Source organism: Litorimonas sp., assembly GCA_029936425.1.
Taxonomy (GTDB): domain Bacteria; phylum Pseudomonadota; class Alphaproteobacteria; order Caulobacterales; family Maricaulaceae; genus Litorimonas.
The window spans coordinates 1-23,435 of sequence record JAPYSU010000026.1 but is presented as its reverse complement, the minus strand read 5'-3'; the positions used below and the strand labels follow the sequence as shown (position 1 = coordinate 23,435).

Genomic DNA, 23,435 nt, shown 5'->3' with positions numbered 1-23,435 from the left:
CAATCGTGCCGATATTGGCATGAGGCTTATTACGCTCAAATTTCTCTTTTGCCATTTTCTTACTCCGTTCTCTTCTAGGAGGCCTTAAACTTTAACTATTGACCGGCTTAATTGCCGCCCTGCTTTGAGATAACTTCATCCGCAACCGCCTGAGGCGTTTTTGCATAATGATCGAATGTCATCGTAAATTGTGCACGACCCTGAGTTTTAGACCGCAGGTCATTCACGTAACCAAACATGTTCGCCAAGGGCACCATTGAATTAATGACGTTGGCATTACCGCGCATTTGCGTGCCCTCAATCATGCCGCGACGAGAATTCAAGTCACCAATAACGTCGCCCATATACTCATCAGGCGTCACAACTTCGACCTTCATGATAGGCTCTAGCAGATCGATGCGACCTTCGCTTTTGATTTCGCGGAAAGCAGCGCGAGCAGCGATTTCGAAAGCCATAACTGAGGAGTCAACATCATGGTAAGCCCCATCATACAACTCAGCTTTAAAGTCGATGAACGGGAAACCAGCCAAAAGACCTGTTTCCGCCATGGTGCGAATACCTTTTTCAACACCCGGGATATATTCCTTAGGAACGTTACCACCGACAACTGAGTTTTCAAACTCGATACCTGATCCCGGCTCAAGCGGTGTGAAGTTAATTTTCACGCGGCCAAACTGACCGGAACCACCTGATTGCTTTTTATGCGTGTAATCGATTGAGACAGGCGCAGCGAGGGATTCGCGATAAGCCACTTGTGGCTGACCGATATTGGCCTCAACACCAAATTCGCGCTTCAGACGATCCACAAGGATGTCCAGGTGAAGTTCGCCCATACCCGCCATGATTGTCTGGCCGGACTCCATATCCGTAGAAACACGGAAAGAAGGATCTTCCGCCGCCAAACGCTGCAAGCCAACACCTAGTTTTTCCTGGTCAGCTTTTGACTTTGGCTCAACTGCAATCTCGATCACCGGATCCGGGAACTCCATACGCTCCAGAATAACCGGAGCCTTAGGATCACATAATGTGTCACCCGTCGTTGTTTGCTTCAAAGACGCTACCGCAACGATATCACCGGCATAGGCCTCTTTGATGTCTTCGCGGTCATTGGAGTGCATCATCATCATCCGGCCAACGCGCTCTTTGTTTTCCTTGACGGAGTTCAAAATCGTTGAACCAGCTTCAAGAACACCAGAATACAAACGGCAGAACGTCAAAGTCCCAACAAAGGAGTCGTTCATGATTTTAAAGGCCAACATAGAAAGCGGTGCATCATCAGAGGCCGGACGTGTTGTCTCTTCGCCTGTCTTAACATCAATGCCTTTAATTGGCGGAATTTCGAGCGGGCTCGGAAGATAGGCCACAACTGCGTCAAGAAGAGGCTGAACTCCTTTATTCTTAAACGCTGTTCCACAGAAAACCGGCACGACCTTATTTGCGATCGTCGCCTTACGAACCAAGCCCTGGATCGTCTCGACAGACGGCATTTCGCCCTCAAAATACGCTTCCATGACCTTGTCGTCCATCTCAGCCACAGCTTCGATGAGTTTTTCACGGTATTCAGCTGCCTTCTCGACCATGTCAGCCGGAATATCGACAATATCGTAAGTCGCGCCGAGATCAGCTTCTTTTTCCCACATGTAAGCCACGTTCTTGACCAGATCGACAACACCTTTGAAGTTGTCTTCAGATCCAATCGGTAGCTGCATTTCCAACGCATTACCACCCAGACGGTCTTTAACAGACTGAACAGAGGCGTAGAAATCGGCGCCAAGCTTATCCATCTTGTTGATGAAAATCATGCGAGGTACTTTATACTTGTCAGCCTGACGCCAAACTGTCTCGGTTTGCGGCTCAACGCCCGCATTGGCATCAAGAAGCGCAACAGCGCCGTCAAGAACACGCAAAGAACGCTCAACTTCAATTGTGAAGTCAACGTGTCCTGGCGTATCAATAATGTTCAGGCGTTTACCCGCCCAAAAACAGGTGGTCGCCGCAGACGTAATCGTAATGCCGCGCTCTTGCTCCTGTTCCATCCAATCCATAGTGGCCGCGCCATCATGAACCTCAGCAATTTTATGGTTCTTACCTGTATAATACAGAATCCGCTCTGTGCAGGTCGTCTTACCTGCATCAATGTGAGCCATGATGCCGAAGTTACGGTAGTCTTCGAGTTTATAGTCGCGTGCCATGATCGGTCTCTAAATCTTTCAGTTTACCAGCGGTAATGTGAGAAGGCGCGGTTGGCGTCAGCCATACGGTGCGTGTCCTCACGCTTCTTGACGGCCGTGCCACGATTGTTTGACGCATCAAGCAATTCGCCTGCCAGGCGCTCGCGCATTGTGTTTTCATTGCGGGAACGCGAGGCATTCACCAACCAACGAATAGCCAGAGCCTGGCGACGCTCAGGGCGCACCTCAACAGGCACCTGATAGGTCGCACCACCAACGCGGCGAGAACGAACCTCTACAGCTGGCTTAATATTTTCCAGCGCATCGTGAAAGACGCGGATTGATTCTGTCTTGGCTTTGTCCTCGACGATATCCATGGCGCCATAGACGATTTTTTCAGCTGTGGACTTCTTTCCGTCCAACATGATGGCGTTCATGAACTTGGCGAGAACCAAATCGTTAAATTTTGCATCGGGAAGGATAACCCGTTTATCTGCGCGGTGACGACGTGACATGGCTGACTACCTTACTTAGGACGCTTCGCGCCGTATTTCGAACGACGTTGCTTACGATCTTTAACGCCCTGAGTATCCAGAACGCCGCGAAGGACGTGATAGCGCACACCCGGCAAGTCTTTCACACGACCGCCGCGGATCAGCACAACACTATGCTCTTGCAGGTTATGTCCCTCACCCGGGATATAAGACAAAACCTCAAACCCATTCGTCAAACGGACCTTGGCCACCTTACGAAGCGCTGAGTTCGGCTTCTTTGGAGTGGTTGTGTAAACACGTGTACAAACGCCACGCTTCTGAGGACACGCCTCAAGAGCCGGAACCTTATTCCGTTTACGCTTGTCTTTGCGCGGCTTGCGAATGAGCTGCTGAATTGTTGGCATGGGCCGTTTTTCCTGCACAAAATGCAAACAGCCCCGCATTCGAACCCCATGTCCAAGTGCCGGATGTCTGCAAAAGACCATCCCTTGCCGCGAAAACTCCGCAACCGAGATGACTAAGTTATTCCAATTTTGCTTTAAACAAGGTTTCTAAGGTAACCCTCAGACAGCATGTTCATCAGCGTGGGGCGCCATATACGAGGGCGGATGGGTTCCGTCAACAGCAGATATGCGGTTTTTTCAGGCGATAACGGGATTCACAGTGAGGGGTCGGCCCTCCCCGCGATTTCTCTTTATTCAGAGCCCTTTTTCTTCTTCGCCTTATAGGCATCGACCGCTGCAAGGCCTGCCTTAGCAGAATCAGCCCCTAATATCTCCGCCTCTTTCTGAGCCCAAAGACGCTTTTGGTACCCATTGGAGAGAACATCCGTGACGATCAAGACACCGACGACCAAATAGAAGCTGGACTTGCTCATCGCATCGATGGCGAATCCAAATATCTCCAAATGCGCCAAATGGGCACCTTCCGTGACCAAGAGAACTCCGACCAAGAACAGGATAAAAAGCCCGAGGACTTCATACATACGATTCTTTTTGAGGAAATTTGTTACCGCGTCCGCCATAAAGATCATGGCGAGCCCGGAAAGCACAATAGCAATCACCATGAGCGGAACCTGATAAGACTTGGTCGGCTCACACCCGACGGCTCCAGCCACTGGATCAGCAATAAGAGCGGCTTTGCAGTCTACAATGCTGCCCTGGAACACGCCCAGGGTCGCCCCTGCACTATCAACAATATTTGCCGCGTCGATACTGGCGATTGCCATGGCTGAGAGAATCGAATCGAAGGAGAATACCAAATTCATTATGACAATGAGCGCTATCGCTTTTGCGACTGTTCGCTTTCCGGAGCCTTCTGAATGTTCGATATGATCAACAGCTAATAGGTGATGAATCTCTTTAATGGCTGTATATATAATGAAACCGCCCCCGCCGAGCGTGACGAGGCTCTGAAGCGTGAACTCCCCCTCGAGAATGCCTTCAAACGGGATTGCGAAGAGCGGCGCTGCCATAGCGCCGAACAGACCAACGATTACAAAGAGAAGTACAATTCGGAAAACAACGGCGATTCCAATGCCCCATTTTCTAACTTTTTTAGCGTCTTTGGGATCTCCGACCTTATTACTTTCAATGGCGATATAAAGCAGGTTGTCAAAACCAAGCACGGCCTGAAGCAGTATCAGCATAAAGAGAGTGAATAAGGCTTCGAGTGTCAGATATTCAGCCAAAAGAGCCTCCGAGAAAAGCTTTCGCTTTAGAAATATTACCTAGCGTTTTTTAGTCTCTAGCGGGCGATTCGCAGGCTTTCAAGAAAATCTCGCCTCTAAGCTTATCCTATCAAAATCCGATTGCATGGAAGGTTTGTTAATGTCAGGTTCAGCCGGAACTAGGTAGAAGGTCAATTATGATGAATACAGGTTTGAAATCGGCATTGCTGGGTATAGCTTTTTTTACCTCTCTGGGAGGCGGGATGTCCGCTTGTACGCCAACGGTGAAAATCGAACCGTCCGATAAGCCGATCAAAATTGATCTAAACGTTAAAATTGATCAGGAAGTCCGCGTACGCCTCGATAAAGATGTCGAAGAGCTTATCGCAGATAACCCGGACTTGTTTTAGGAGGTTTTTATGAAAACCATTTCAAAAATTATCGCATTAACTTTGACCGGCGTCCTTTTAGGCGCAGGTGCAATCGCGCTCAACACGCAAGGGCTGAATACCGCACAGGCGCAATCTGCTTCGGCTAAAGCTACTGTGGATAGTGCTAAAGCGGCCGGTAAGATTGGGGAAACGGCGGCCGGTTACCTTGACGCAGTCAATAATCAGTCTCTGGACGCGGCCACGCAAGCCGCCATGAAAGAAATCAATATTGCCCGTAAAGCGCTCTACACGCGGCTGGCCAACGAGCAGAATGTGAAGACCGAAGTGGTCGCCGCTCTGACCGGTGAAAAACAGGTCGCAAAAGCTAGAGCTGGCGAATATGTTCTCATGTCTTCTGGCAACTGGGTTCAGAAATAGTCACATAGCGATTTTAAAACGAATTAAGCCACCGATGAAAATCGGTGGCTTTTTTGTTTGTTGCGATGTCGAAAGGCTACTAGCCCGGATACCTCATATCGACAGACACATTTGCGCCAGACTCGTCGACCTTAATCTGAACATCGTCAAATGTGGGCTCACGATCGTCAGGCGCGTCTCCAGACGCGCCCCAGCCATCGAGGATTTTATAATCCTCAGTCATTGAGAACCGTCCGTCATCATCCAGATCGTGCCACACAGACACGGCGTAACTGCCAGGCTTATCCACCTTAAAGGTCCTGGTCATATCCCCGGCAGTCGGATCATTTATAATTCCCCCAAACCCTTTCATGGATTGATAGTTTTCCTGTGTTTGAATCGAAACATATATTGGCCCATCTGTTTCAGTAATGCCCTGAAGCTTGACAGTTACGGGGATAGTACCTTCCTTCATTTTCCAGTTTGGCACCTCGTTCGCCCAAGCCGGGCTAATGCCTAATGTTCCGAGAGCGTAAAGCGCGCAGATAGCGCCCCCAGTTGCGACACTCAATTTTTTCAATTTTACAAACATATTAGTCTCCTTTCAAATTAGTTTGTATTTCAAACTTGATATATTGTAGTTTGTAATGCAAACATATTTTTAAGAAAAATGAATTTGCTTTTTCTTCGTTTAAAAAGGAAATAAAATTATGGCGATGTTGGATACTTTAGATTCGGGCACATTCGGCTCTTCAGGGGATTTCGAATCTGCAGCGAATCTGGAAAGCCTGAAACAGGCTTTGAAAGACCATAGGCAAGCCCAATATCTTCGCTTGCGCGGTGGCTTTCCTATCCCCCTGGCAGGGTTGGTTTATTGGGGGTTTCTAGGCGGCATCGGCTTCTACACGGATCTAGGCCTATGGGCCGCTATTGCCTTGCCGGCATCCGGCGCGATTTTCCCGCTTGCTCTTTTATTCGCGGCAATTTTCAAGTGCCCGTTCATGAAAGACAAATCCGCAATTGGCGATGTCATGCTTCCGGCCTTTATTAGCATGCTACTCTTCTGGCCGATGTTGATTGCCGCGGCGAAGACTGCGCCAGAGCTGGTGCCATTAATTCTCGCCATCGGTATGTCATTACACTGGCCCGTCATTGGATGGAGCTATGGGCGAACCGGTCTGTTTTCAGCTCACGCTGTTATTCGCGCCCTGTTCTGCCTCGCCATATTCTCATTCTTTCCAGAGCGCTCAATTACTTGGATGCCCATTGGTGTCGCCGCCATTTACGGCCTGACTGTGCTAGCTATTCTCGCGGATGTACGCCGCCTTAAAACCCGTCCCTAAGGAGACTAAAATGACCAAAGAAAACATAATTGCGGATTTGGATTATGCCAGCCGTCTTGCCAAAGAAGGCGCTGAGACCCCCCTTCTCGGCGGGCCAATAGGTTTGATGTGGGGCATTTTGCTTACCCTCACTTTCTTCCTGCAATGGGCTATTCTAACTCAAACCATCGCCCTGCCTGTGCAGACACTTGCATATCTCTGGATCGGTTTCGCTATCATTGGAGGTCTTGGTTGCGCCGTACTGGGAAGTCGCATTGAAAAAAAGACAGGGGCCAATTCAGCCGCAAACCGGGTCGAAAGCTATGTCTGGATTATGTTTGCGGGAATGATGGCAACTTTATTCATTGGGGTGGTTTTAAATATTCTTTTTCAAGAAGGCACCGCAAGGCTTTTTGATCTTATCTTGATCGTCGGATTTGCCGGGCAAGGCTTAGCCTATGGCGTCGTCGCTAAAATGAGTAAATTAAAATTACTGCATGCCGCGTCTTTCGCTGGATTCGCGGCGTCAGCCTTGTGTTTTTCTTTTTACGGCGACGTGGCGATATATTTAATCGGATCTGTTGCGACACTATTTACGATTATCATTCCCTCCCTTCTCGTAATGAAAAAGGCCGGAGGGTCAAATGTCCAATGAGACAGACGAAAATGATATAGACCTCCACCTCGACGCCGTAGATGACATCATTCACGGCCGCCTCAGGATGGGCATCATGGCCTATCTCTCGGCGGTAAATCCTGCGAGCTTTCCGGAGTTATTGGAAAAAACGGGCACGAGTAATGGTAATCTTTCCACCCACCTGACCAAACTTGAAAGCGCAGGCTTTGTGAAGCAGGAAAAGGGGTTCAAAGGCAAACGTCCGCAAACTTTGGTTCACCTGACGAAACCTGGACGTCAGGCCTGGATAAATTATCTTGAGGCGATGAAAAATATCCTCGGGACATAGAGCCCATATTTAAAGAATGACAAAAGGGGCGCTATTCTGTAGCGCCCCTTTTATGTCAAACGAGACAGTCATAACAGGCCGCCTAAGCCGGAAAAAGGTTTTTAACCAGAGCTGGCCCATCATGCTCGCCAATGGCGCGGCGCCGATTGTGGGGCTGGTCGACACCTTTGTTATTGGACGTTTTGTCGGAACGAGCGCTCTCGCCGGAATTGGACTCGGCGCCGTCATTTACGGCATTTTCTATTGGGGTTTTGGATTTTTACGTATGAGCACGGCTGGCCTTGTCGCGCAAAGCGACGGCCAGGGCGCGGAAGCCGATGTTCAATCCCATATCCTCCGCGCCCTTCCCATTGGACTTTCTATCGGGTTATTTATCCTGCTGATACAGGGCTGGCTCCTTCCGCTGGCTTTTAAAATCTACACGGCGAATCCGGATATTGAGGCCTCGGCCACATTGTATATTCAAGCCCGGCTCTGGGGATTACCCGCCACACTTGCCAGTATCGCTCTCATGGGATGGTTTGTTGGGATTAGCCGATCCGGCTTGGCGCTCGGAATGCAGATCGTTTTAAATCTGACTAACATCATTCTTTCCCCTATTTTTGTGCTCGGATTTGGCGCCGGACTTTATGGGGTGGCCCTCGCCTCTTCTATCGCCGAATGGGTTGGTCTTGCCGCAGGGCTCTGGCTGGCCTACCGCGAAATTAAGCGGCGCGGCGGCTTCCGATGGGAAGCCATCAGTAAGAAAACCCTGTTGGCCAAAGAAGCTCTGTCAAAACTCGGTGTAACCAATTCCAACATTTTTATTCGAACTCTAACCTTGACAATTGGCTTTAATTTTTTTGGAAATGCAGCGGCGGCAGAGGGCGAAACCTTCCTGGCGGGCTATCATGTTCTGATGCAGTTCATCACCATGTCCGCCCTTGTTCTCGATGGGTTTGCCCACACGGCAGAAGCTGTGACCGGAGCGGCCTACGGCGCAAAAAACAAGTCCCGCTTTGACAGGGCGGTCAAGCTTACCACAGAATTTTCGGCGCTTTTTGCCTGTATTTGCGGCGCTCTTATCTGGTTTGGCGGACCTTATATTATTGAGCTTCTGACTACCGACCCGGCTGTTCGGGCCAGCGCTCAAGCCTATTTAGCTTATTGCGCCCTCGCGCCCGTGCTTGGCTTTATGGCCTACCAGCTGGACGGCGTATTTATCGGCACGACAAGGACAGCGGCGATGCGCAATGCCGGCATTGTCTCGGTCATTATATATATCGGCGCGCATTATCTGCTCTATCCCGAGCTTGGACCCGCCGGAATTTGGATCGCATTTCTAGTCTATTATGTGATGCGAGCTGTCACGCTCGCTGTCGCCTACCCGGCCATTACAAGGCATTTAGAAGCCAAATTATAAAGTCGTTTTACGCAGTGCCGACTGCCTCGGCTATGGTCGAAAATCCGTCCGCCTTCAATCGAGCTGATAAATCAGCGCAAATTTCCTGCACGAGTTGAGGGCCGTTATAGACGAGCGCGGAGTATAACTGCACGGCTTTGGCCCCGGCCTTGATCTTGGCATAAGCCTGCGCCCCGCCCCCAATACCTCCGACGCCGATTAAATCAATCCGCCCCTCTGCCGCGTCAGAAAATTCCTGCAACAGCGCCGTGGACTTTTCGAAAAGCGGTTGCCCTGACAGACCACCGCCCTCTCCGCGATGGGGGCTGGTCAAACTGTCCGGACGTTCAATTGTCGTATTGCTGACGATAATCGCATTCAGGCCATAAGTTCGGGCTTGTTCAACGACTCGTTCCACATCAGAAAAATCCAGATCAGGGGCAACTTTCAAAAACATGGGATAGCTCGGCGAATCCCCCGACAGCTTCGCCCGAGTTTCAGACAAACGGCCCAGAAGTTCGTCCATTTCCGTACTGCCCTGAAGATTGCGAAGGCCAGGCGTGTTGGGCGAGCTGATATTAATCGTGAAATAATCGCACATCCCCCAGAGACGGGCTAGGCCTGTGACGTAATCGGCAATGCGGTCGTCACTATCTTTATTCGCGCCAAGGTTTGCACCGATGAGGCCGCCTTTTTCGCGCCGATCCCGCAAACGAGCTGAGAAATGGTCGAGGCCTTTGTTGTTGAACCCCATACGATTGATAACGGCTTCATCTTCCGTCAGGCGAAACAGACGGGGCTTAGGATTTCCGGCCTGTAGCCTCGGAGTTACGGTTCCGCATTCGACAAATCCGAATCCGGCATCAAGCATTGCGTCCGGCACGTCACAATCTTTGTCGAACCCGGCAGCTAGTCCTAAGGGATTAGGAAGGGAAAGGCCCCCTACCTTAACGGCAAGTTCCGGGAAGGCCTTAGCATTTGCCTTTGGTCCAAGACCCGCACGTAAAGCCTTAATGGTCGTCGTGTGAGCTCGCTCTGCCGGAAGCCTGCGTAAAACAGACGTTCCAACTTTATAAAAGATACTCATTAATTAACCTCGAAAACATATCGTCCATTTCGGTCGGGCAGGAGTTTTCGATAAGAGAGAACGTCGTCCATTGTCAGCTTGGAATAGGCATGAGGAAATTTCTCGCCGTTCCGTGACTCTTCCCATTTAATATCCAATTCAGGTCTCTCGAGAGAGAGTTTGACAATGACGAGCGTTCCGCCCCCGGTGAAATGGGTATGCAGCGTTTCTTGAACCTGATCCTCTGCAGACATGTGAATAAATCCGTCTTCAAAATCCAATTCCGTCCCTTCGAACTCCATCTCTTGGATAAACTCACCCCACTCGGCCTGGGTCAATATCTTATAGGCAATCTTAATTTCTGACATATTTAGATTATAAACAACCTCGCTGCACAAGAACAGGGCATAAACGAATTAACAGCGCACAGAATATGACTCTGTCCCGTGAGTCCCCAAATCCGACACGTGAATCCATTTCATGCACACAAAATCACCGTCAAAGAGGAGGCACAAGAAAACTGGAAGGGAATCCGTTATGTCTATACGCAATTTTGCGAAAATTTTGGGGGGAGCTACTTTACTCAGTGCTTTGCCTGCAATAGCGGCGGCGCAAGACGCCCCGACACTCGAAAGCCTGGCGGCAAATGACGCCTTTGTCTTTAATACACTCCTCTTCTTAATCGGCGGCTTCCTCGTCATGTGGATGGCCGCAGGTTTTGCCATGCTGGAGGCGGGCTTTGTCCGCACCAAAAATGTCTCCATGCAGTGTTTAAAAAATATTAGCCTCTATTCTGTGGCTGGCCTCATGTTCTGGGTTGTTGGTTATCAACTGATGTATAACGTGTCCGGCGACGGCGCTGGTCTATTTGGTATGCCTGGCATTATGAGCTTTGGCGGACCAAGCGCGGAGACAGGCTACTCCGATTATTCCGATTGGTTTTTCCAAATGGTATTCTGCGCAACAACCGCCTCTATCGTGTCAGGTACCGTTGCCGAGCGTATCAAATTCTGGCCCTTCATCATCTTTGTCGTCGCTTTGACTGGCTTTATTTACCCGGTAGTCGGATCTTGGGAGTGGGGTACTGGCTTCCTTGACCGCATGGGCTTCTCTGACTTTGCTGGCTCAACACTCGTTCACTCCACCGGCGGCTGGGCCGCTCTGATGGGCGCGATTATACTCGGGGCTCGTAAAGGCAAATATGTCGATGGAAAAGTGAATGCAATCCCGGGCTCTTCCATGCCTCTCGCTACATTGGGTGTATTCATTCTGTGGCTTGGCTGGTTCGGATTTAACGGCGCCTCACAACTCGCACTCGGCACCATTGCTGACGCCGATTCTGTTGCGAAAATCTTTGTGAACACAAATATGGCGGCTGTCGCTGGAGTTGTTATTGCCGTTCTCTATACTCAAATTCGGTACGGTAAAATCGACCTGACAATGGCTTTGAACGGGGCTCTGGCTGGCTTGGTCGCGATTACAGCCGAGCCGCTTACTCCAAGCGTTCCGGTTGCTCTGCTGGTTGGTGGTATCGGGTCTTTACTGGCTTGTCTCACTGTGCCGCTTCTAGATAAGCTGAAGATTGACGATGTTGTCGGCGCTGTTCCAGTTCACTTGGTGGCGGGTATCTTCGGCACGCTCGCGGTGGCTTTCACTAACCCTGATGTAACCTTCATGCCGCAGCTTATCGGTGTTCTTGCCACGGCCGTCTTTGTCTGTATCGCTTCAACCATCGTCTGGTTTGCTCTGAAACTGACCATCGGACTGCGGGTCAGCGAAGAAGATGAGTATATCGGGCTGGATCAAGCCGAGATCGGTGTTCCAAGCTACCCTGAGTTTGTAGCTACCTAAGACCTCCGTGAGGCGCGGTGTTCATCCCGCGCTTCACTAAACTGACTTTCCCCTCGCGCTTTGCTTTATATGAGCGGTGCGAATACCTTCCCCGGCCTGTTTCAAAACAGCGTCGGGGTTTTTTCTATCCCACGCCCTTTCCCCAGCCGGGAGGAGCCTGTTTCCATTTGACCATTTAGGCTTTTTTTCCTAAATAGAGCTCATGTTTTCTCACACTGATATCTGGAATGCACTGGATCGACTCTCTCAGTCTCTGTCGACAAGCCCGTCCGGGCTGGCAAGGCAAGCCGGACTCGACCCAACAACTTTCAACAAGTCCAAACGCCAATCCGCCTCTGGTAAGAATCGCTGGCCGTCAACAGAAAGCCTTTCCAAAGTCCTTGGCACAGTCGGGATGAGCTTTGAAGATTTCGCGCGTTTTGCGGATCAGGCCGGCGCTCATGGTCCGTCCATTCCTGTGATTGGATTGGCCCAGGCGGGCAGCCAAGGCTTCTTTGATGATGCTGGCTTCCCAGTGGGAGGTGGTTGGGAAGATGTTCGCGTCCCCGGGGTCAGGGACGAAAATGTATATTGTCTGCAAATTGCCGGAGACTCGATGTCTCCTGTTCTACGCGCCGGCGACAAGGTTTTGGTTGCTCCCACTGAAAGCGTTCGGCGCGGCGACCGCGTTGTTGTAAAAACAATTGAAGGTGAAATTATGGCGAAAGAGCTCCGCGCCATGACGGAAAGCCGAATAGATCTGATTTCCCTCAATCCCGATTACGAGGACAGAAGTTTCAACCGAAAAGACGTGCAGTGGATTGCCCGAATTGTCTGGGTCTCTCAATAAATTCCCTTCACAGCTCTTTGCCTTCAAAGAACGCGTCAACAAATGCCTTTAAGTCTCCGGCATTCTCATAAAGGCTTAGAGCTTTAGCAGCTTTAATTTGCATCTTTTCGGTCAAGTCATCGGAAGGCGGCGCCTCCAGAGCGGTTTCAATGAGCGTATGGGCCCTTCTCATATTCTGAGCCTTCCCCCTGTTTTCTCCATCACTTTCTTCTTCCACTAAAGCTATCAAGGCAAAAGCGTAATTTATATTCACGATCGGGTCCCTTGGGTCTTGCTGAAGAGATTTTTCAAAAAATGCTTTCCCATAGTCGGCACGGGCCCCAAACCATCTCTCGGCGCTTTCTTCTCCGGCTTTCCGAATAATTTCAAGGTGCCAGGCCCCCATCAAGGCGTCCCCCTTTGGATCATCAGGAAAATCATTTCGGTATGACTGAATTAGCTCCAGACTTTTTTGAGGTAGCTTTTTAAACCAGGCCGTCACATCTCCTGTATAACGCGCCACAAATCCATCGGTTACAACAAACTGAAGGCGGGCGTTCTGATGATTTGGCTCCATATCCAATGCTTTTTCAGCAAGATTGCGGGCCATTAGAGCTCTTGCTTTCGGATTTTCCGCCTCACCTAACATAACTTCTCTCGCCAAAGCTTCGGAGGCGAGTGACAGAGAATCTGCCGTATTCAAAGCCTGACCGCTTTTGACCGCCGCAGAATAACTTCCGGATTGAATAAGTTTTTGAGTTTCAGAATAGGGCTGGGCATAAGCCGAGCAGCTCATTACTCCCATCAAGACGGTAACAAACAAGGTAATGACGAGGCGCATCCAAATCATAGGCCATTTTATCATCTTACAGTCCGAAGTCCCAATTGATTTAGCGGCTGCATGAGAAGTTAGAGACATTCTTACTTGTAGAGTCAATAATCCTGCGTAATCTCTGGTTATGCGCGTATATTCTCTGATAACTTGTTTTATTCTGTTCTTGTTCGGAGCTTTAACGCCTCAAATGGCTACAGCTAAGACGCCAAATTGCGACAGCTTTTATTATCTGAACGGGGCAAGTGCGAAAGATAATGGCATCCGGAAGAATGACGGGTTTTTGCTTTATTTTGGAAAATCCCCGAATACAGCCGAGGTTGTCTGCGTTACGGAGAGAACAGAAAACAAAGACGTTTTAAGGTATGTGGTAGAACGCGTTTTTGCTGAATCTGCCCCTATTACCCTAACCCACGGCTTTAAAAATATAACGGCCAGGGCTTACCCTGACACCTTGCCTATTGATCCCGACAAGCGTGAAAGCACGCATTTTGTGGCGCAGTGCGGCGCTACGCCGGGCGAGTATCATTGTGATGCATTTCCGGATCCGATGAGTATGTTGAAAATCAGAACGCATTACACACAAAGCCAACCCGGCCGAATTGAATTTACGCTCAATGCCCCGCGCTCCGAAATTCGTCGAGCTTTTAAGATTGATCATGCGCTGTCGACTCGGCCTGCCGAGATGCAATTGCCGAATGGTAAAATTATTCGGTTCCTCTTTGCCCGCTCCGGAGGGTTTGTGCCCGCGCCCCAGTCCGCCAGCACGGTCTATGACTTTCTTAAAACCGCTCCAGATTCCTCTATTTTAAAAATAAGTGTGCCTGTTGTGCTAAATAATGGGCAAAGCACGCTTATGAAAACGGAAGTAACAATTAGCCAGATTAAACTAGCGTCTCAAATCAGCGATTTAACTGGACAAGTCTACGCGAAACGCCCCGTTTTAAATAAGTCCTCAAACTAAATTTCTTAGATATCAGGATACACGCTTTAGGCGCGTTTACCGGCCAAAGCGTTTTCAATGAGATCTGCCGTTTCGTCCGGGCCGTAAATTGCCACGAATGATCCGAAACGCGGTCCTTGGCTTTGGCCTAAACAGACCTCATAAATGGCTTTGAACCAATCGCGTAAATTTTCGAAATTATGCTCTTTGCCAACCGTGAAAATGAGAGTTTGCAGCGCCTCGCCTTCTGTCTTTTCACTTTCGTCCACCTCGCGCAATCGACCCGCTAAGTCTGCAAGGGCCGAACGCTCCTGATCCGTCGGTTCGCGATACTCTTTATTCGGTTTTACAAAATCCTGATAATAACGGATCGCAAAGTCCGTTAGTTGATCCAGAGCCGGGTTGTCTTTCGGATTTGCATCCGGCTGATACCTTTCGATAAAGCCCCAAAGGATATCACGGTCAGACGCATTGGCCGCGCTTACCAGATTGAGGAGCAGCGCAAAGGTGACAGGAGGGACCTTTGCAGGCGGATTGCCATTGTGAATATGCCAGACGGGGTTGTTTGCCTGCGCTTTCGCGTCCTGTTTATGAAAGCCGGCCAAGTGCTGAAAATACTCGTCCACTGTTTTGGGAATAACATCGAAATAGAGTTTTTTCGCGGCTCTGGGTTTGGCAAAATTGAAAAGGGACAGGCTTTCCTGCGGCGCATATGCAAGCCAGTCTTCGACGGAGATCCCATTGCCCTTTGACTTAGAAATTTTCTCGCCTTTTTCATCAAGAAACAACTCGTAAACATATTGAACAGGTGCTTCCCCGCCCAAAATTTTACAAATCCGCGAATAGATTGGCGCGTTGTCCTGATGGTCCTTCCCGAACATTTCAAAGTCCACGCCGAGGGCCGCCCAGCGCATGCCAAAATCAGGTTTCCATTGTAGCTTAACGTTCCCGCCTTTGACAGAAACAGTGACTTCGCTGCCGTCTTCATCATCGAAAGTGATGGTACCGGCTTTCGCGTCAACAGACTTCATCGGAACATAAAGAACGCGTCCTGTACTCGGTGATATTGGCAAAAAAGGAGAGTATGTGGCTTGGCGTTCTTCCCCAAGCGTAGGAAGCATGACCGCCATGATGTCATCAAACTTTTCCAACGCCCGCAATAGGTACTCATCATAACGGCCCGTACGATAGAGGTCTGTCGCAGACAAAAACTCATACTCAAATCCGAAACTATCCAGAAAAGCCCGCAGACGCGCATTCATATGCGCGCCGTAACTTTCATGTGTTCCGAAAGGATCCGGCACATCCGTCAGAGGTTTTTGCAAATATTGTTCCAGACTTTCCGGGTTTGGAACAGTGGAAGGCACTTTGCGCATACCGTCCAAGTCATCTGACACACAGATTAATTTGGTCGCTATCTTGCCTTCGGTCAGGGCAATAAAGGCATTTCGAACCATTGTGGTGCGCACGACTTCGCCAAACGTACCGATATGCGGCAGGCCCGACGGACCATACCCTGTTTCAAAAATGACGGGTCTATCCCCGCGGTCAATACCGCGACGTTTTTCAATATCCAGACGTTTAAGGATCAAGCGCGCCTGCTCAAACGGCCAGGCCTTGGATGTCATGTAAATATCTTGGGTCATGGGCGGGAGTTAGGCGCATTGATAAGAGGGGTCAAGAAGGCATCAACGTCTCCATCAGCTCAGCGCGCTCGGGAACATCTTAATGTCTCTTTCCGTTATCCTTCATATTATAGGAGAATTTTATGAAATATATTACGGACGCTAACGGAACAAAATTATATTGTAAGGATTGGGGCGAGGGTCGACCGGTCGTTTTAATTCATGGATGGCCTCTTAACTCGGACAGTTGGGAATATCAGGCGGTGCGCCTAGCCGAAAACGGATATCGCGTTATTGCCTATGACCGAAGAGGTTTTGGTCGTTCTGTCCAGACATGGAACGGATATGATTACAACACAATGACGGATGATCTCGCCTCGGTTATGGATCAGCTTGATTTAAAGGACGCTGCTATTATCGGTTTCTCTATGGGAGGCGGCGAAGTTTCCCGTTACATGTCGCGCCATGGGAGTGAGCGCGTAAAACAAGCGGGTCTCGTTTCCTCCATTGCCCCCTTCATGCTGAAAACTGACGATAATCCGGATGGCGTTGAAGAAAAAGTTTTCGACGATATCAAAAACGGTTTGCGTGAAGATAGACCTAAATTTCTAAAGGGTTTCTTTGAAGATTTCTACGGCAATGGATCAGAAGGCGGCGGCGTTAGCGACGAAATAATCGACTGGTCGATGATGATGGCCTTGCAAGGGTCCCCAAAAGCGACTCTGGATTGCGTCGATGCGTTTGGTAAAACAGACTTTCGTCCGGACATGGACGCTTTTGACGTCCCAACCTTAGTCATTCACGGCACGGCAGATCAGACCGTTCCGATTGAAACCAGCGGCCAAGCGGCGGCGGACATGATTAAAAATTCTGTCTTTAAGAAATATGAGGGGGCGCCGCACGGACTCACGGCAACACACAAAGATCAACTGACCGATGATATTCTGGATTTTTTGAAACAGTAAGTTGGTCAACACTCAGAGTATAAAGCGCCTTCAAGGCGCTTTTTTTATCTTGGACTGGGAGGAATCTATCTCTTCCAAGTAAAGGAAAGAGCGGCCGCATCTTCGGAAAAGCTGAAATCTTCTGCGGTTGCTTCGCGGCGCATATATGACAGAGAAACATCTGCGTCGCCGATCCGATAGCCAACACCAGCCTGGGCATCGCCGACGATAATTCGGTCCTGCAAGTGAAACTGTCCATTTGTCAGGCGGCCAATAGAATTTGGTGAATATGTCAGAGCTTCGGCATCTGCCCCGGCAAAAACATACCAAGTGTTATTCTCAAATTCCGATCCCTCACGAAGATCCTTCCCGATTTCGACAACGGCCCCGACGAGAGCAGAGGATTCTTCATCATTAAACCGCATGGACGCTCTGGGCGTTAAAGACAGATCGAGACCTTTCGCAACGCCGCTTGTGAATTGCCGCGTCATACCCAGATTGACATTTTCATTTCTCCGTAAGCAGTTGCCGGAGCCTGTCAAACATTTCGGGTCGGATATATCCAACTTAAACAAAGTTGACCCAACGCTTTCCGAAGGCAGATCAATTAGCCCTTCTTGCATTTGAAATTCAGATGAATATTCGGGGTTGATAGTTGATCCAAGATTGAAATTGAGCCCCTCATGCGTTCCAACTTTTTGCGTTGAAGAGTCTTGAGCTGTTGCGGAAACGGAAATAGAAAAAATAGCACATATGGCAAGAGGCATAACGCAGATGCGTTTGAGGATTTTGTGCTGGTATATTGTCAACACGCTCATTTGCCTTTCTTATTTTGCCAGTTTCAAAGCAACATCAAAATACTACTGAAAAGTGTATACACTTAATTTTCGTTTAGGTGTCATAAGATTATGACATTATTACGTTGTTTGAACAGATATGTTTCCAATTCAGTGTAAATTTTTCGTATATGTGGCGGGAAAGACACAAAAAAGCGCCCGATACAGATATCGGACGCTCGTCTTTTAAATCAGTTTAAGGTTTATTTGCTTTATTGACAGGCGAGGCATTCCTCATAATCCGTCGGGGCCGCCGCTTCCATGGCTTGCTCAATTTCGGATTTATTTTCGGAGCCTGCAAAACCTGCTCGGGCAATCGATTTTGAGCGGCAATAATAAAGCGATTTTACACCTTTCTCCCAAGCCTGCCAATGCAGCATATGAAGATCCCATTTATCAACATCTCCCGGGATGAAGATATTCAGCGACTGTGCTTGACAGATGTGTGGAGCGCGGTCGGCGGCATGTTCGATGACCCAACGTTGATCAATTTCAAACGCTGTCCGGAAAACGGCCTTTTCATGTTCATCTAAATCTTCCAGATGCTGCACAGATCCTTCATTTTCCAAAATCGTGGCCCAAACACCTTCTGTGTTCATGCCCTTCTCTTCGAGCAAGGCTTCAAGAAACTTGTTACGAACTGTGAAAGACCCAGACAAAGTTTTATGAGTGTAAATATTGGCCGGTATCGGCTCGATGCCGGCAGAGGTTCCGCCGCAAATAATCGAAATAGACGCCGTTGGAGCCACAGCCATTTTATGGCTGAACCGCTCATCTGTGACGCCCATATCCTGCGCATCCGGGCAAGCCCCGCGCTCAGCCGCCAGAGTATTGGAGGCCTTGTCCGCTTCTTTGCGGATAAAAGAGAACATACGATTATTGAAGCTTTTCGCCATCGCGCTTTCGAATGGAATGTTCTTTGACTGCAACAGCGAATGGAAACCCATCAAGCCGAGACCAACGGAGCGTTCACGCATGGCGGAATATTTGGCTTCAGCCATCTTATCCGGCGCATTGCGGATGAAGCTCTCCAGAACATTGTCGAGGAAACGCATAATGTCTTCGATAAAGCCCTCTTGGTCTTTCCACTCGTCCCAACGTTCAGCGTTAAGTGACGAAAGACAGCAAACCGCTGTCCGCTCTTTATCATATTTGTCGCGGCCCGTGGCGAGCATGATTTCAGCGCAGAGATTAGACTGCTGCACCTTCATACCTGCGTCGCGTTGATGCTTGGCGAGCGCATTATTCACCGTATCGGAGAACACCATATAAGGCTCGCCAGTCTGAAGACGCATTTCCAGAATTTTCTGCCAGATCTTCCGAGCGTTGACGGTTTTGATCACTAAATTTGTATGCGGGCTACGCAGGCCAAATTCGGCGCCGGACGCGACAGCTTCCATAAATTCATCCGTGATGTTCAGACCGTGATGAAGATTTAGGGACTTGCGGTTGAAATCGCCGGAAGGTTTGCGGATTTCCAGAAACTCTTCGATTTCCGGGTGATGAATATCAAGATAAACAGCGGCGGAGCCACGGCGGAGTGAGCCTTGGGAAATCGCCAAAGTCAGAGAGTCCATGACGCGGATGAAAGGGATAATTCCGGATGTCTTACCAGCTCGGCCAATTTTTTCGCCGATAGAGCGAACATTGCCCCAATAGGTTCCGATGCCGCCGCCATTAGAGGCGAGCCAGACATTTTCGTTCCAGATATCAACAATCGAATCGAGACTATCATCAACAGAGTTCAAAAAGCAGGAAATCGGCAGACCGCGATCCGCCCCGCCATTTGACAAGACCGGAGTCGCGGGCATGAACCAAAGCTTGGACATGTAATTATAAAGGCGCTGAGCATGTTCCGTATCATCGGCATAGGCGCGGGAGACACGGGCAAACATATCCTGATACGTTTCTTCAGGCAGAAGATAGCGGTCAACAAGCGTTTTCTTACCGAAATCCGTCAACAGAGCATCGCGGGCCCGCACTGTCTGCGGACGTTCGACATCAGCATTAAGGGGCTGAGCTGTCTTTTGTTTCTGTGTCTGAATCTTAGGCTCGACAGTCGCTTCGGTGGGTTCAGCTAAATCCATCAGCTCCACATCCGCTTCGCTCATCGCATTAAATTCACTTTCGTTATTCTCTGTCATGGTCTTTCACCCCTCCCTAGATGTTACTGTCGCCGCTTCATTTCAAGTGTTTAGCGGACTCGAAAGCAGCCCCATCGGGACTGTTCCCCACATCTATTCCGTAAACACAAAACCGAATGGCTTGGACTACATATAGTGTGTAATTCGGCTTTCACGTCAATACTTAGTAGTCCTGAAATGGGCCGAAAAAGGTTTATGAAACGTTAAGCCCTTGGAAATACATTGAATTTTTTACAAAACTGTCACACGATTTCTCGGCTTAAAATCAAATCATTTTAAAGCAGAACAAGACCCAAATCGGCACACCTTATCGTCGCCTTCTGCTTAGAGGTTTTGAGGTATAAAAATAGGGTCAGAAAGACCTGATTCTGTGTATAGTCATTGTATAAAATCGATTCTTCTCCTCGTTTGAGGGGAGCCGAGGGGGAATCAGAAGAAACGAACAATAATTATGATGTTTGTGATATTTAATATATATTGTGCTGATAATCGCCCTTGGTAATGCCTAAGAGTATGAAAATTCTGATTATTACTGATGCCTGGCATCCACAGATCAACGGCGTTGTGCGTACTCTGACACAAACAGTCGAGGCGCTGCGAGAGAAAGGGCATGTGGTGGAAGTCATCGCGCCCTCAGACGGATATTTCACTCTCCCCTTGCCGACCTATTCGGACATACGTTTGGCCCCCTTCGCGTTCAATAGCGTCAAGGAACGAATAAGCAAATTTGGACCTGAAGCCATTCACATCGCAACGGAAGGGCCTCTGGGTCAGATGGCCCGATCGCTCTGCCTTAGATGGGGCATGCCTTTTACCACGAGTTACCACACAAAATTTCCTGAATATATCAAAGCCCGGTTTCCGTTTATCCCTATATCCTGGACCTATAAATTGGTCCGGGACTTCCACAATTCCGGTGGACGAACCATGGTAACCACGCCTTCTATGGTAGACTTTCTGAACGAGCGTGGCTTTACCAAACTCGCGCCATGGGCCCGGGGTGTGGATATGGAAATTTTCAATCCTGGTCGCCGCTTCTCGCCTGATGATGTATATAAAAAACTGGAACGACCGATATGGGTCAATGTCGGCCGCATCGCCGTCGAGAAAAATATAGAGTCTTTCCTGGACTTAGACCTGCCCGGCTCCAAAGTCGTCATCGGGGACGGCCCGCAATTAGCGCAATTGAAAAAGAAATATCCAGAGGTGACTTTCCCTGGCCCAAAATTCGGAGAGGATCTGGCGCGTTATTTTGCCGATGCGGATGTTTTTGTTTTTCCCTCCAAGACCGATACATTTGGATTGGTCATCATCGAAGCCATGGCCACAGGCACGCCCGTCGCCGGATATCCTGTTTCCGGCCCTATCGATATTATTCCGGGCTCGAGGGCGGGCGCCATTAATGAGGATTTGAAAACGGCGTGTCTGGAGGCCCTGGAACTGTCCCGCCACGCCTGTGTCGCGCATGCCCAGAAATATAGTTGGGAAGCCGTCTCAGAGGTATTTTATGATTACCTGACGCCGGAATATACCCCGGTTGCCAGAAAACGTTGGCGCCGGGTCAGACGGCTCGCCCGGCTCGCAAGTAGCCCCTACCACCTTGTCAAGAGAACCGGCCGCCGCCTTTGGAGAATAATGCGAGGGAAGTCAGTACCGAAAAACTAAAGTTATTCGTAATTAACGCTTCAAATAAAGATGACGCTGTTGACCGTAAAGAACCACATTCACAAGCTCCCAGCCTTCAAGACCTAATCGGTTTAACCGCTCTTCAATCTGGGCATTTTGCTTGTCCGTCGTGCCGAAGACTGAGGGCTTCACCCGCTCGACTTTATATTCCCATTTCTTTTCCCGCACGTCCCGCTCCTATAATTTTCGTTTCAGATAGAAAACCGAAGGGTGATCATCTGTTTTGACGTGGTAACACTCCCACCCTTCACGGCCATATTTATTGAGAAATTCGGCGCTATGTGCCCTGATGTCGGCGCCGGTGATACCGCCCCCTTTTTCCGGTTGAACGATTTTATATTCCCATTTTTCACTCATTTTCGGTCTCCTGTTCCAAATCTCTTTTTTTGAGTCGTCCCTGCTTTCGCAAAGCCTCCCGGAGAATAAATTCTATTTGCCCGTTTAGCGACCGCAACTCATCATCAGACCACCGCTTCATCGCGTCCAGCACCTCTGCATTCACACGCAAAGGAAAGGATTTCTTAGCCGATTTATTTTGTGTTTTCCGGGGCAAATCAACCAGTCACCTTAGTAAAGGGATCCTGTATTCACGACAGGCTGGGTCGCCTTGTCAGAACAAAGTACAACCAAAAGATTGGAGACCATGGCGGCCCGGCGCTCTGGATCAAGATCGATAATATCTTTTGATTTAAGCTCGAGCAAAGCATCTTCAACCATGCCAACCGCGCCTTCGACAATTTTCTTACGGGCGGCAATGATGGCGCCGGCCTGTTGACGCTGAAGCATGGCTCCGGCGATTTCGGGGGAATAGGCAAGATGAGAAATCCGCGCCTCAATCACATTAATCCCGGCTTGAGCCAGACGATCTTGAATCTCGTGCCGCAATCGATCCGAAATTTCCATCGGGTGAGAACGCAAGCTGATTTGATCGGCTTCATGCTGATCATATGGATAGCTGGTCGCCATGGACCGGATTGCGGCCTCGGACTGAATTTGAACAAAACTCTCGTAACTATCGACATTAAAGACGGCTTCGGCAGAATCATTGACTTCCCAGACAACGATGGCGGCGATTTCAATCGGGGAGCCATCCAGTTCATTGACCTTGAGTTTCCCGCTTTCAAAGTTGCGAACACGCAAGCTAATTTTTTGTTTGGTATAGAACGGATTATTAAAGCGCAGGCCGGGCGTACGGACAGAGCCAATATATTTTCCGAACAGACTCAAGACCGCAGATTGGTTCGGTTCAACTTTGTAAAGCCCCGAAAAGGCAATCAGCAAAATTGGTAACCCGATGGCGATAATCGTAATTCGCAGAGCCGGCGACATATCAAGTCCGACCAGGGCCAATATCGCTATAATGGTGACGACCAGTAATATCAGAAGCAGGGGAATACCACTGACCGATTTGACCTCTATTTCACGAATGTCGTTTTCTTTACCCATAACCCAAATCCTTCTCTCAATGAATTACATACAATATGATATCATTTTATAGGAAATACAAGTTATTTTCGAAATATTCCATTTCGAGAGAAAAATTGGTCGAAAAATCAGGGACATATTTTTCGCCGGCGCTGTGTCCCGCTACCCACTTGCCCATCCAAACGCAGCACTGCGAAGCGGAGTGAGTAAGGATACGACTCTTTTCTCTGTCCTGTCATTCCGCGCGTAGACGCGGGCGCTCTGCGGCCTGTCGGCCTTGTGCGGAATGACAGGGTATATTTTTTATAAAATCGTATTTCACCCATGCCTTTCGTCCCACTGCCCATCTTGGGGTCAGCTTTGGCGTTCGTCCTTGAATAAGGTGGACTGCCCGCGGGGTCGGTATCCTTGCCGGAGACCGAATTTGGTTATGTTTCGCAAGGGCCAAGCCCCGCGGCAGCGGTTTTATCGCAGCGGCCTTGCAA

The 23,435-nt window shown here is 49.3% G+C and carries 26 protein-coding genes; 11 read left to right on the top strand and 15 right to left on the bottom strand.

What is annotated here, in order from left to right:
* Nucleotides 1-107 precede the first annotated feature (107 nt).
* The 4 genes from fusA to ACN0IC_RS14330 form a co-directional block, all read right to left on the bottom strand.
* Nucleotides 108-2,192: an elongation factor G gene (fusA, locus tag ACN0IC_RS14345; protein WP_416879472.1), complete on the bottom strand. Its 2,085-nt coding sequence runs from the start codon at nt 2,190-2,192 to the stop codon at nt 108-110.
* Nucleotides 2,193-2,215: 23 nt separating this feature from the next.
* Nucleotides 2,216-2,686 (bottom strand): 30S ribosomal protein S7, encoded by a 471-nt coding sequence (rpsG, locus tag ACN0IC_RS14340; RefSeq protein WP_416879471.1) that lies wholly within the window; start codon nt 2,684-2,686, stop codon nt 2,216-2,218.
* Between the two features lie 11 nt (nt 2,687-2,697).
* Nucleotides 2,698-3,069 carry a 30S ribosomal protein S12 gene (rpsL, locus tag ACN0IC_RS14335; protein ID WP_121103013.1) on the bottom strand — a complete coding sequence of 124 codons (372 nt, stop codon included), beginning with the start codon at nt 3,067-3,069 and terminating at the stop codon, nt 2,698-2,700.
* 290 nt (nt 3,070-3,359) lie between these two features.
* Nucleotides 3,360-4,355 (bottom strand): TerC family protein, encoded by a 996-nt coding sequence (locus tag ACN0IC_RS14330; protein ID WP_416879470.1) that lies wholly within the window; start codon nt 4,353-4,355, stop codon nt 3,360-3,362.
* Nucleotides 4,356-4,531: 176 nt separating this feature from the next.
* On the opposite strand from ACN0IC_RS14330, the gene ACN0IC_RS14325 reads away from it, so the two are divergent.
* The gene (locus ACN0IC_RS14325) at nt 4,532-4,744 is read left to right on the top strand and encodes a YnbE family lipoprotein (RefSeq protein WP_416879469.1); all 213 of its coding nucleotides are present in this window, start codon (nt 4,532-4,534) and stop codon (nt 4,742-4,744) included.
* A gap of 9 nt (nt 4,745-4,753) precedes the next feature.
* On the top strand, nt 4,754-5,143 hold the full coding sequence (locus ACN0IC_RS14320; protein ID WP_416879468.1) for a YdbL family protein: 390 nt from the start codon (nt 4,754-4,756) through the stop codon (nt 5,141-5,143).
* Between the two features lie 79 nt (nt 5,144-5,222).
* Here the strand turns inward: ACN0IC_RS14320 and ACN0IC_RS14315 are convergent, their stop codons facing one another.
* On the bottom strand, nt 5,223-5,714 hold the full coding sequence (locus tag ACN0IC_RS14315) for a DUF2141 domain-containing protein (RefSeq protein ID WP_416879467.1): 492 nt from the start codon (nt 5,712-5,714) through the stop codon (nt 5,223-5,225).
* Between the two features lie 118 nt (nt 5,715-5,832).
* Here ACN0IC_RS14315 and ACN0IC_RS14310 point away from each other — a divergent pair, with 118 nt between their 5' ends.
* Genes ACN0IC_RS14310 through ACN0IC_RS14295 form a run of 4 tightly spaced genes read left to right on the top strand, consistent with a single transcriptional unit; the run spans nt 5,833 to nt 8,811 of the window.
* Nucleotides 5,833-6,465: a DUF7010 family protein gene (locus ACN0IC_RS14310; RefSeq protein WP_416879466.1), complete on the top strand. Its 633-nt coding sequence runs from the start codon at nt 5,833-5,835 to the stop codon at nt 6,463-6,465.
* Nucleotides 6,466-6,475: 10 nt separating this feature from the next.
* The gene (locus ACN0IC_RS14305) at nt 6,476-7,099 is read left to right on the top strand and encodes a hypothetical protein (RefSeq protein ID WP_416879465.1); all 624 of its coding nucleotides are present in this window, start codon (nt 6,476-6,478) and stop codon (nt 7,097-7,099) included.
* Entirely contained in the window at nt 7,089-7,409 is a 321-nt protein-coding gene (locus tag ACN0IC_RS14300) for a winged helix-turn-helix domain-containing protein (RefSeq protein ID WP_416879464.1), read from the top strand. Before ACN0IC_RS14305 ends, ACN0IC_RS14300 begins: the two co-directional genes overlap by 11 nt.
* A gap of 52 nt (nt 7,410-7,461) precedes the next feature.
* Nucleotides 7,462-8,811, top strand: a complete 1,350-nt coding sequence (locus tag ACN0IC_RS14295; protein WP_416879463.1) for an MATE family efflux transporter — start codon at nt 7,462-7,464, stop codon at nt 8,809-8,811.
* 7 nt (nt 8,812-8,818) lie between these two features.
* Here the strand turns inward: ACN0IC_RS14295 and ACN0IC_RS14290 are convergent, their stop codons facing one another.
* A complete protein-coding gene (locus ACN0IC_RS14290) occupies nt 8,819-9,877 on the bottom strand; it encodes a quinone-dependent dihydroorotate dehydrogenase (protein ID WP_416879462.1) in 1,059 nt (352 codons plus the stop codon).
* Entirely contained in the window at nt 9,877-10,224 is a 348-nt protein-coding gene (locus tag ACN0IC_RS14285; RefSeq protein WP_416879461.1) for a DUF952 domain-containing protein, read from the bottom strand. Before ACN0IC_RS14285 ends, ACN0IC_RS14290 begins: the two co-directional genes overlap by 1 nt.
* A gap of 169 nt (nt 10,225-10,393) precedes the next feature.
* On the opposite strand from ACN0IC_RS14285, the gene ACN0IC_RS14280 reads away from it, so the two are divergent.
* Entirely contained in the window at nt 10,394-11,707 is a 1,314-nt protein-coding gene (locus ACN0IC_RS14280; RefSeq protein ID WP_416879460.1) for an ammonium transporter, read from the top strand.
* A 202-nt stretch (nt 11,708-11,909) separates the two neighbouring features.
* A complete protein-coding gene (locus ACN0IC_RS14275; RefSeq protein ID WP_416879459.1) occupies nt 11,910-12,536 on the top strand; it encodes a S24 family peptidase in 627 nt (208 codons plus the stop codon).
* Nucleotides 12,537-12,543: 7 nt separating this feature from the next.
* Here the strand turns inward: ACN0IC_RS14275 and ACN0IC_RS14270 are convergent, their stop codons facing one another.
* Nucleotides 12,544-13,380: a hypothetical protein gene (locus ACN0IC_RS14270; RefSeq protein ID WP_416879458.1), complete on the bottom strand. Its 837-nt coding sequence runs from the start codon at nt 13,378-13,380 to the stop codon at nt 12,544-12,546.
* A gap of 157 nt (nt 13,381-13,537) precedes the next feature.
* Here ACN0IC_RS14270 and ACN0IC_RS14265 point away from each other — a divergent pair, with 157 nt between their 5' ends.
* Nucleotides 13,538-14,311 (top strand): hypothetical protein, encoded by a 774-nt coding sequence (locus tag ACN0IC_RS14265; protein WP_416879457.1) that lies wholly within the window; start codon nt 13,538-13,540, stop codon nt 14,309-14,311.
* Between the two features lie 26 nt (nt 14,312-14,337).
* Here the strand turns inward: ACN0IC_RS14265 and ACN0IC_RS14260 are convergent, their stop codons facing one another.
* Nucleotides 14,338-15,918, bottom strand: a complete 1,581-nt coding sequence (locus ACN0IC_RS14260) for a lysine--tRNA ligase (protein ID WP_416879456.1) — start codon at nt 15,916-15,918, stop codon at nt 14,338-14,340.
* A 140-nt stretch (nt 15,919-16,058) separates the two neighbouring features.
* Between ACN0IC_RS14260 and ACN0IC_RS14255 the strand changes: the two genes are divergently transcribed.
* On the top strand, nt 16,059-16,880 hold the full coding sequence (locus ACN0IC_RS14255) for an alpha/beta fold hydrolase (protein ID WP_416879455.1): 822 nt from the start codon (nt 16,059-16,061) through the stop codon (nt 16,878-16,880).
* 65 nt (nt 16,881-16,945) lie between these two features.
* On the opposite strand, the gene ACN0IC_RS14250 is transcribed toward ACN0IC_RS14255, so the two are convergent.
* Nucleotides 16,946-17,677, bottom strand: coding sequence for a hypothetical protein (locus ACN0IC_RS14250; protein WP_416879454.1), 732 nt, complete (start codon nt 17,675-17,677; stop codon nt 16,946-16,948).
* A 230-nt stretch (nt 17,678-17,907) separates the two neighbouring features.
* Nucleotides 17,908-19,839, bottom strand: a complete 1,932-nt coding sequence (locus tag ACN0IC_RS14245) for a ribonucleoside-diphosphate reductase subunit alpha (RefSeq protein ID WP_416879453.1) — start codon at nt 19,837-19,839, stop codon at nt 17,908-17,910.
* Between the two features lie 513 nt (nt 19,840-20,352).
* Between ACN0IC_RS14245 and ACN0IC_RS14240 the strand changes: the two genes are divergently transcribed.
* Complete coding sequence (locus ACN0IC_RS14240; protein ID WP_416879452.1) at nt 20,353-21,504, top strand: glycosyltransferase family 4 protein; 1,152 nt, start codon at nt 20,353-20,355, stop codon at nt 21,502-21,504.
* 12 nt (nt 21,505-21,516) lie between these two features.
* Here the strand turns inward: ACN0IC_RS14240 and ACN0IC_RS14235 are convergent, their stop codons facing one another.
* From ACN0IC_RS14235 to ACN0IC_RS14220, 4 genes are read right to left on the bottom strand one after another with little or no spacing between them, the layout of a single operon-like run.
* Nucleotides 21,517-21,693: a DUF4177 domain-containing protein gene (locus ACN0IC_RS14235; RefSeq protein WP_416879451.1), complete on the bottom strand. Its 177-nt coding sequence runs from the start codon at nt 21,691-21,693 to the stop codon at nt 21,517-21,519.
* A gap of 9 nt (nt 21,694-21,702) precedes the next feature.
* A complete protein-coding gene (locus ACN0IC_RS14230; RefSeq protein ID WP_416879450.1) occupies nt 21,703-21,882 on the bottom strand; it encodes a DUF4177 domain-containing protein in 180 nt (59 codons plus the stop codon).
* Entirely contained in the window at nt 21,875-22,078 is a 204-nt protein-coding gene (locus ACN0IC_RS14225) for an Arc family DNA-binding protein (RefSeq protein ID WP_416879449.1), read from the bottom strand. Before ACN0IC_RS14225 ends, ACN0IC_RS14230 begins: the two co-directional genes overlap by 8 nt.
* A gap of 14 nt (nt 22,079-22,092) precedes the next feature.
* A complete protein-coding gene (locus tag ACN0IC_RS14220) occupies nt 22,093-22,971 on the bottom strand; it encodes an SPFH domain-containing protein (protein WP_416879448.1) in 879 nt (292 codons plus the stop codon).
* Nucleotides 22,972-23,435 lie beyond the last annotated feature (464 nt).

Excerpts from the sequence above, each read along its gene's own strand:
- ACN0IC_RS14320 (WP_416879468.1), top strand. The coding sequence starts at position 4,754 with ATGAAAACCATTTCAAAAATTATCGCATTAACTTTGACCGGCGTCCTT.
- ACN0IC_RS14295 (WP_416879463.1), top strand. The coding sequence starts at position 7,462 with ATGTCAAACGAGACAGTCATAACAGGCCGCCTAAGCCGGAAAAAGGTT.
- ACN0IC_RS14265 (WP_416879457.1), top strand. The coding sequence starts at position 13,538 with ATGGCTACAGCTAAGACGCCAAATTGCGACAGCTTTTATTATCTGAAC.
- ACN0IC_RS14220 (WP_416879448.1), bottom strand. The coding sequence starts at position 22,971 with ATGGGTAAAGAAAACGACATTCGTGAAATAGAGGTCAAATCGGTCAGT.
- ACN0IC_RS14260 (WP_416879456.1), bottom strand. The coding sequence starts at position 15,918 with ATGACATCCAAGGCCTGGCCGTTTGAGCAGGCGCGCTTGATCCTTAAA.
- ACN0IC_RS14270 (WP_416879458.1), bottom strand. The coding sequence starts at position 13,380 with ATGATAAAATGGCCTATGATTTGGATGCGCCTCGTCATTACCTTGTTT.
- ACN0IC_RS14230 (WP_416879450.1), bottom strand. The coding sequence starts at position 21,882 with ATGAGTGAAAAATGGGAATATAAAATCGTTCAACCGGAAAAAGGGGGC.
- ACN0IC_RS14285 (WP_416879461.1), bottom strand. The coding sequence starts at position 10,224 with ATGTCAGAAATTAAGATTGCCTATAAGATATTGACCCAGGCCGAGTGG.
- ACN0IC_RS14250 (WP_416879454.1), bottom strand. The coding sequence starts at position 17,677 with ATGAGCGTGTTGACAATATACCAGCACAAAATCCTCAAACGCATCTGC.
- ACN0IC_RS14300 (WP_416879464.1), top strand. The coding sequence starts at position 7,089 with ATGTCCAATGAGACAGACGAAAATGATATAGACCTCCACCTCGACGCC.
- ACN0IC_RS14305 (WP_416879465.1), top strand. The coding sequence starts at position 6,476 with ATGACCAAAGAAAACATAATTGCGGATTTGGATTATGCCAGCCGTCTT.
- ACN0IC_RS14315 (WP_416879467.1), bottom strand. The coding sequence starts at position 5,714 with ATGTTTGTAAAATTGAAAAAATTGAGTGTCGCAACTGGGGGCGCTATC.
- fusA (WP_416879472.1), bottom strand. The coding sequence starts at position 2,192 with ATGGCACGCGACTATAAACTCGAAGACTACCGTAACTTCGGCATCATG.
- ACN0IC_RS14280 (WP_416879460.1), top strand. The coding sequence starts at position 10,394 with ATGTCTATACGCAATTTTGCGAAAATTTTGGGGGGAGCTACTTTACTC.
- ACN0IC_RS14255 (WP_416879455.1), top strand. The coding sequence starts at position 16,059 with ATGAAATATATTACGGACGCTAACGGAACAAAATTATATTGTAAGGAT.
- ACN0IC_RS14325 (WP_416879469.1), top strand. The coding sequence starts at position 4,532 with ATGATGAATACAGGTTTGAAATCGGCATTGCTGGGTATAGCTTTTTTT.
- rpsL (WP_121103013.1), bottom strand. The coding sequence starts at position 3,069 with ATGCCAACAATTCAGCAGCTCATTCGCAAGCCGCGCAAAGACAAGCGT.
- ACN0IC_RS14240 (WP_416879452.1), top strand. The coding sequence starts at position 20,353 with ATGAAAATTCTGATTATTACTGATGCCTGGCATCCACAGATCAACGGC.
- ACN0IC_RS14310 (WP_416879466.1), top strand. The coding sequence starts at position 5,833 with ATGGCGATGTTGGATACTTTAGATTCGGGCACATTCGGCTCTTCAGGG.
- ACN0IC_RS14290 (WP_416879462.1), bottom strand. The coding sequence starts at position 9,877 with ATGAGTATCTTTTATAAAGTTGGAACGTCTGTTTTACGCAGGCTTCCG.
- ACN0IC_RS14245 (WP_416879453.1), bottom strand. The coding sequence starts at position 19,839 with ATGACAGAGAATAACGAAAGTGAATTTAATGCGATGAGCGAAGCGGAT.
- rpsG (WP_416879471.1), bottom strand. The coding sequence starts at position 2,686 with ATGTCACGTCGTCACCGCGCAGATAAACGGGTTATCCTTCCCGATGCA.
- ACN0IC_RS14275 (WP_416879459.1), top strand. The coding sequence starts at position 11,910 with ATGTTTTCTCACACTGATATCTGGAATGCACTGGATCGACTCTCTCAG.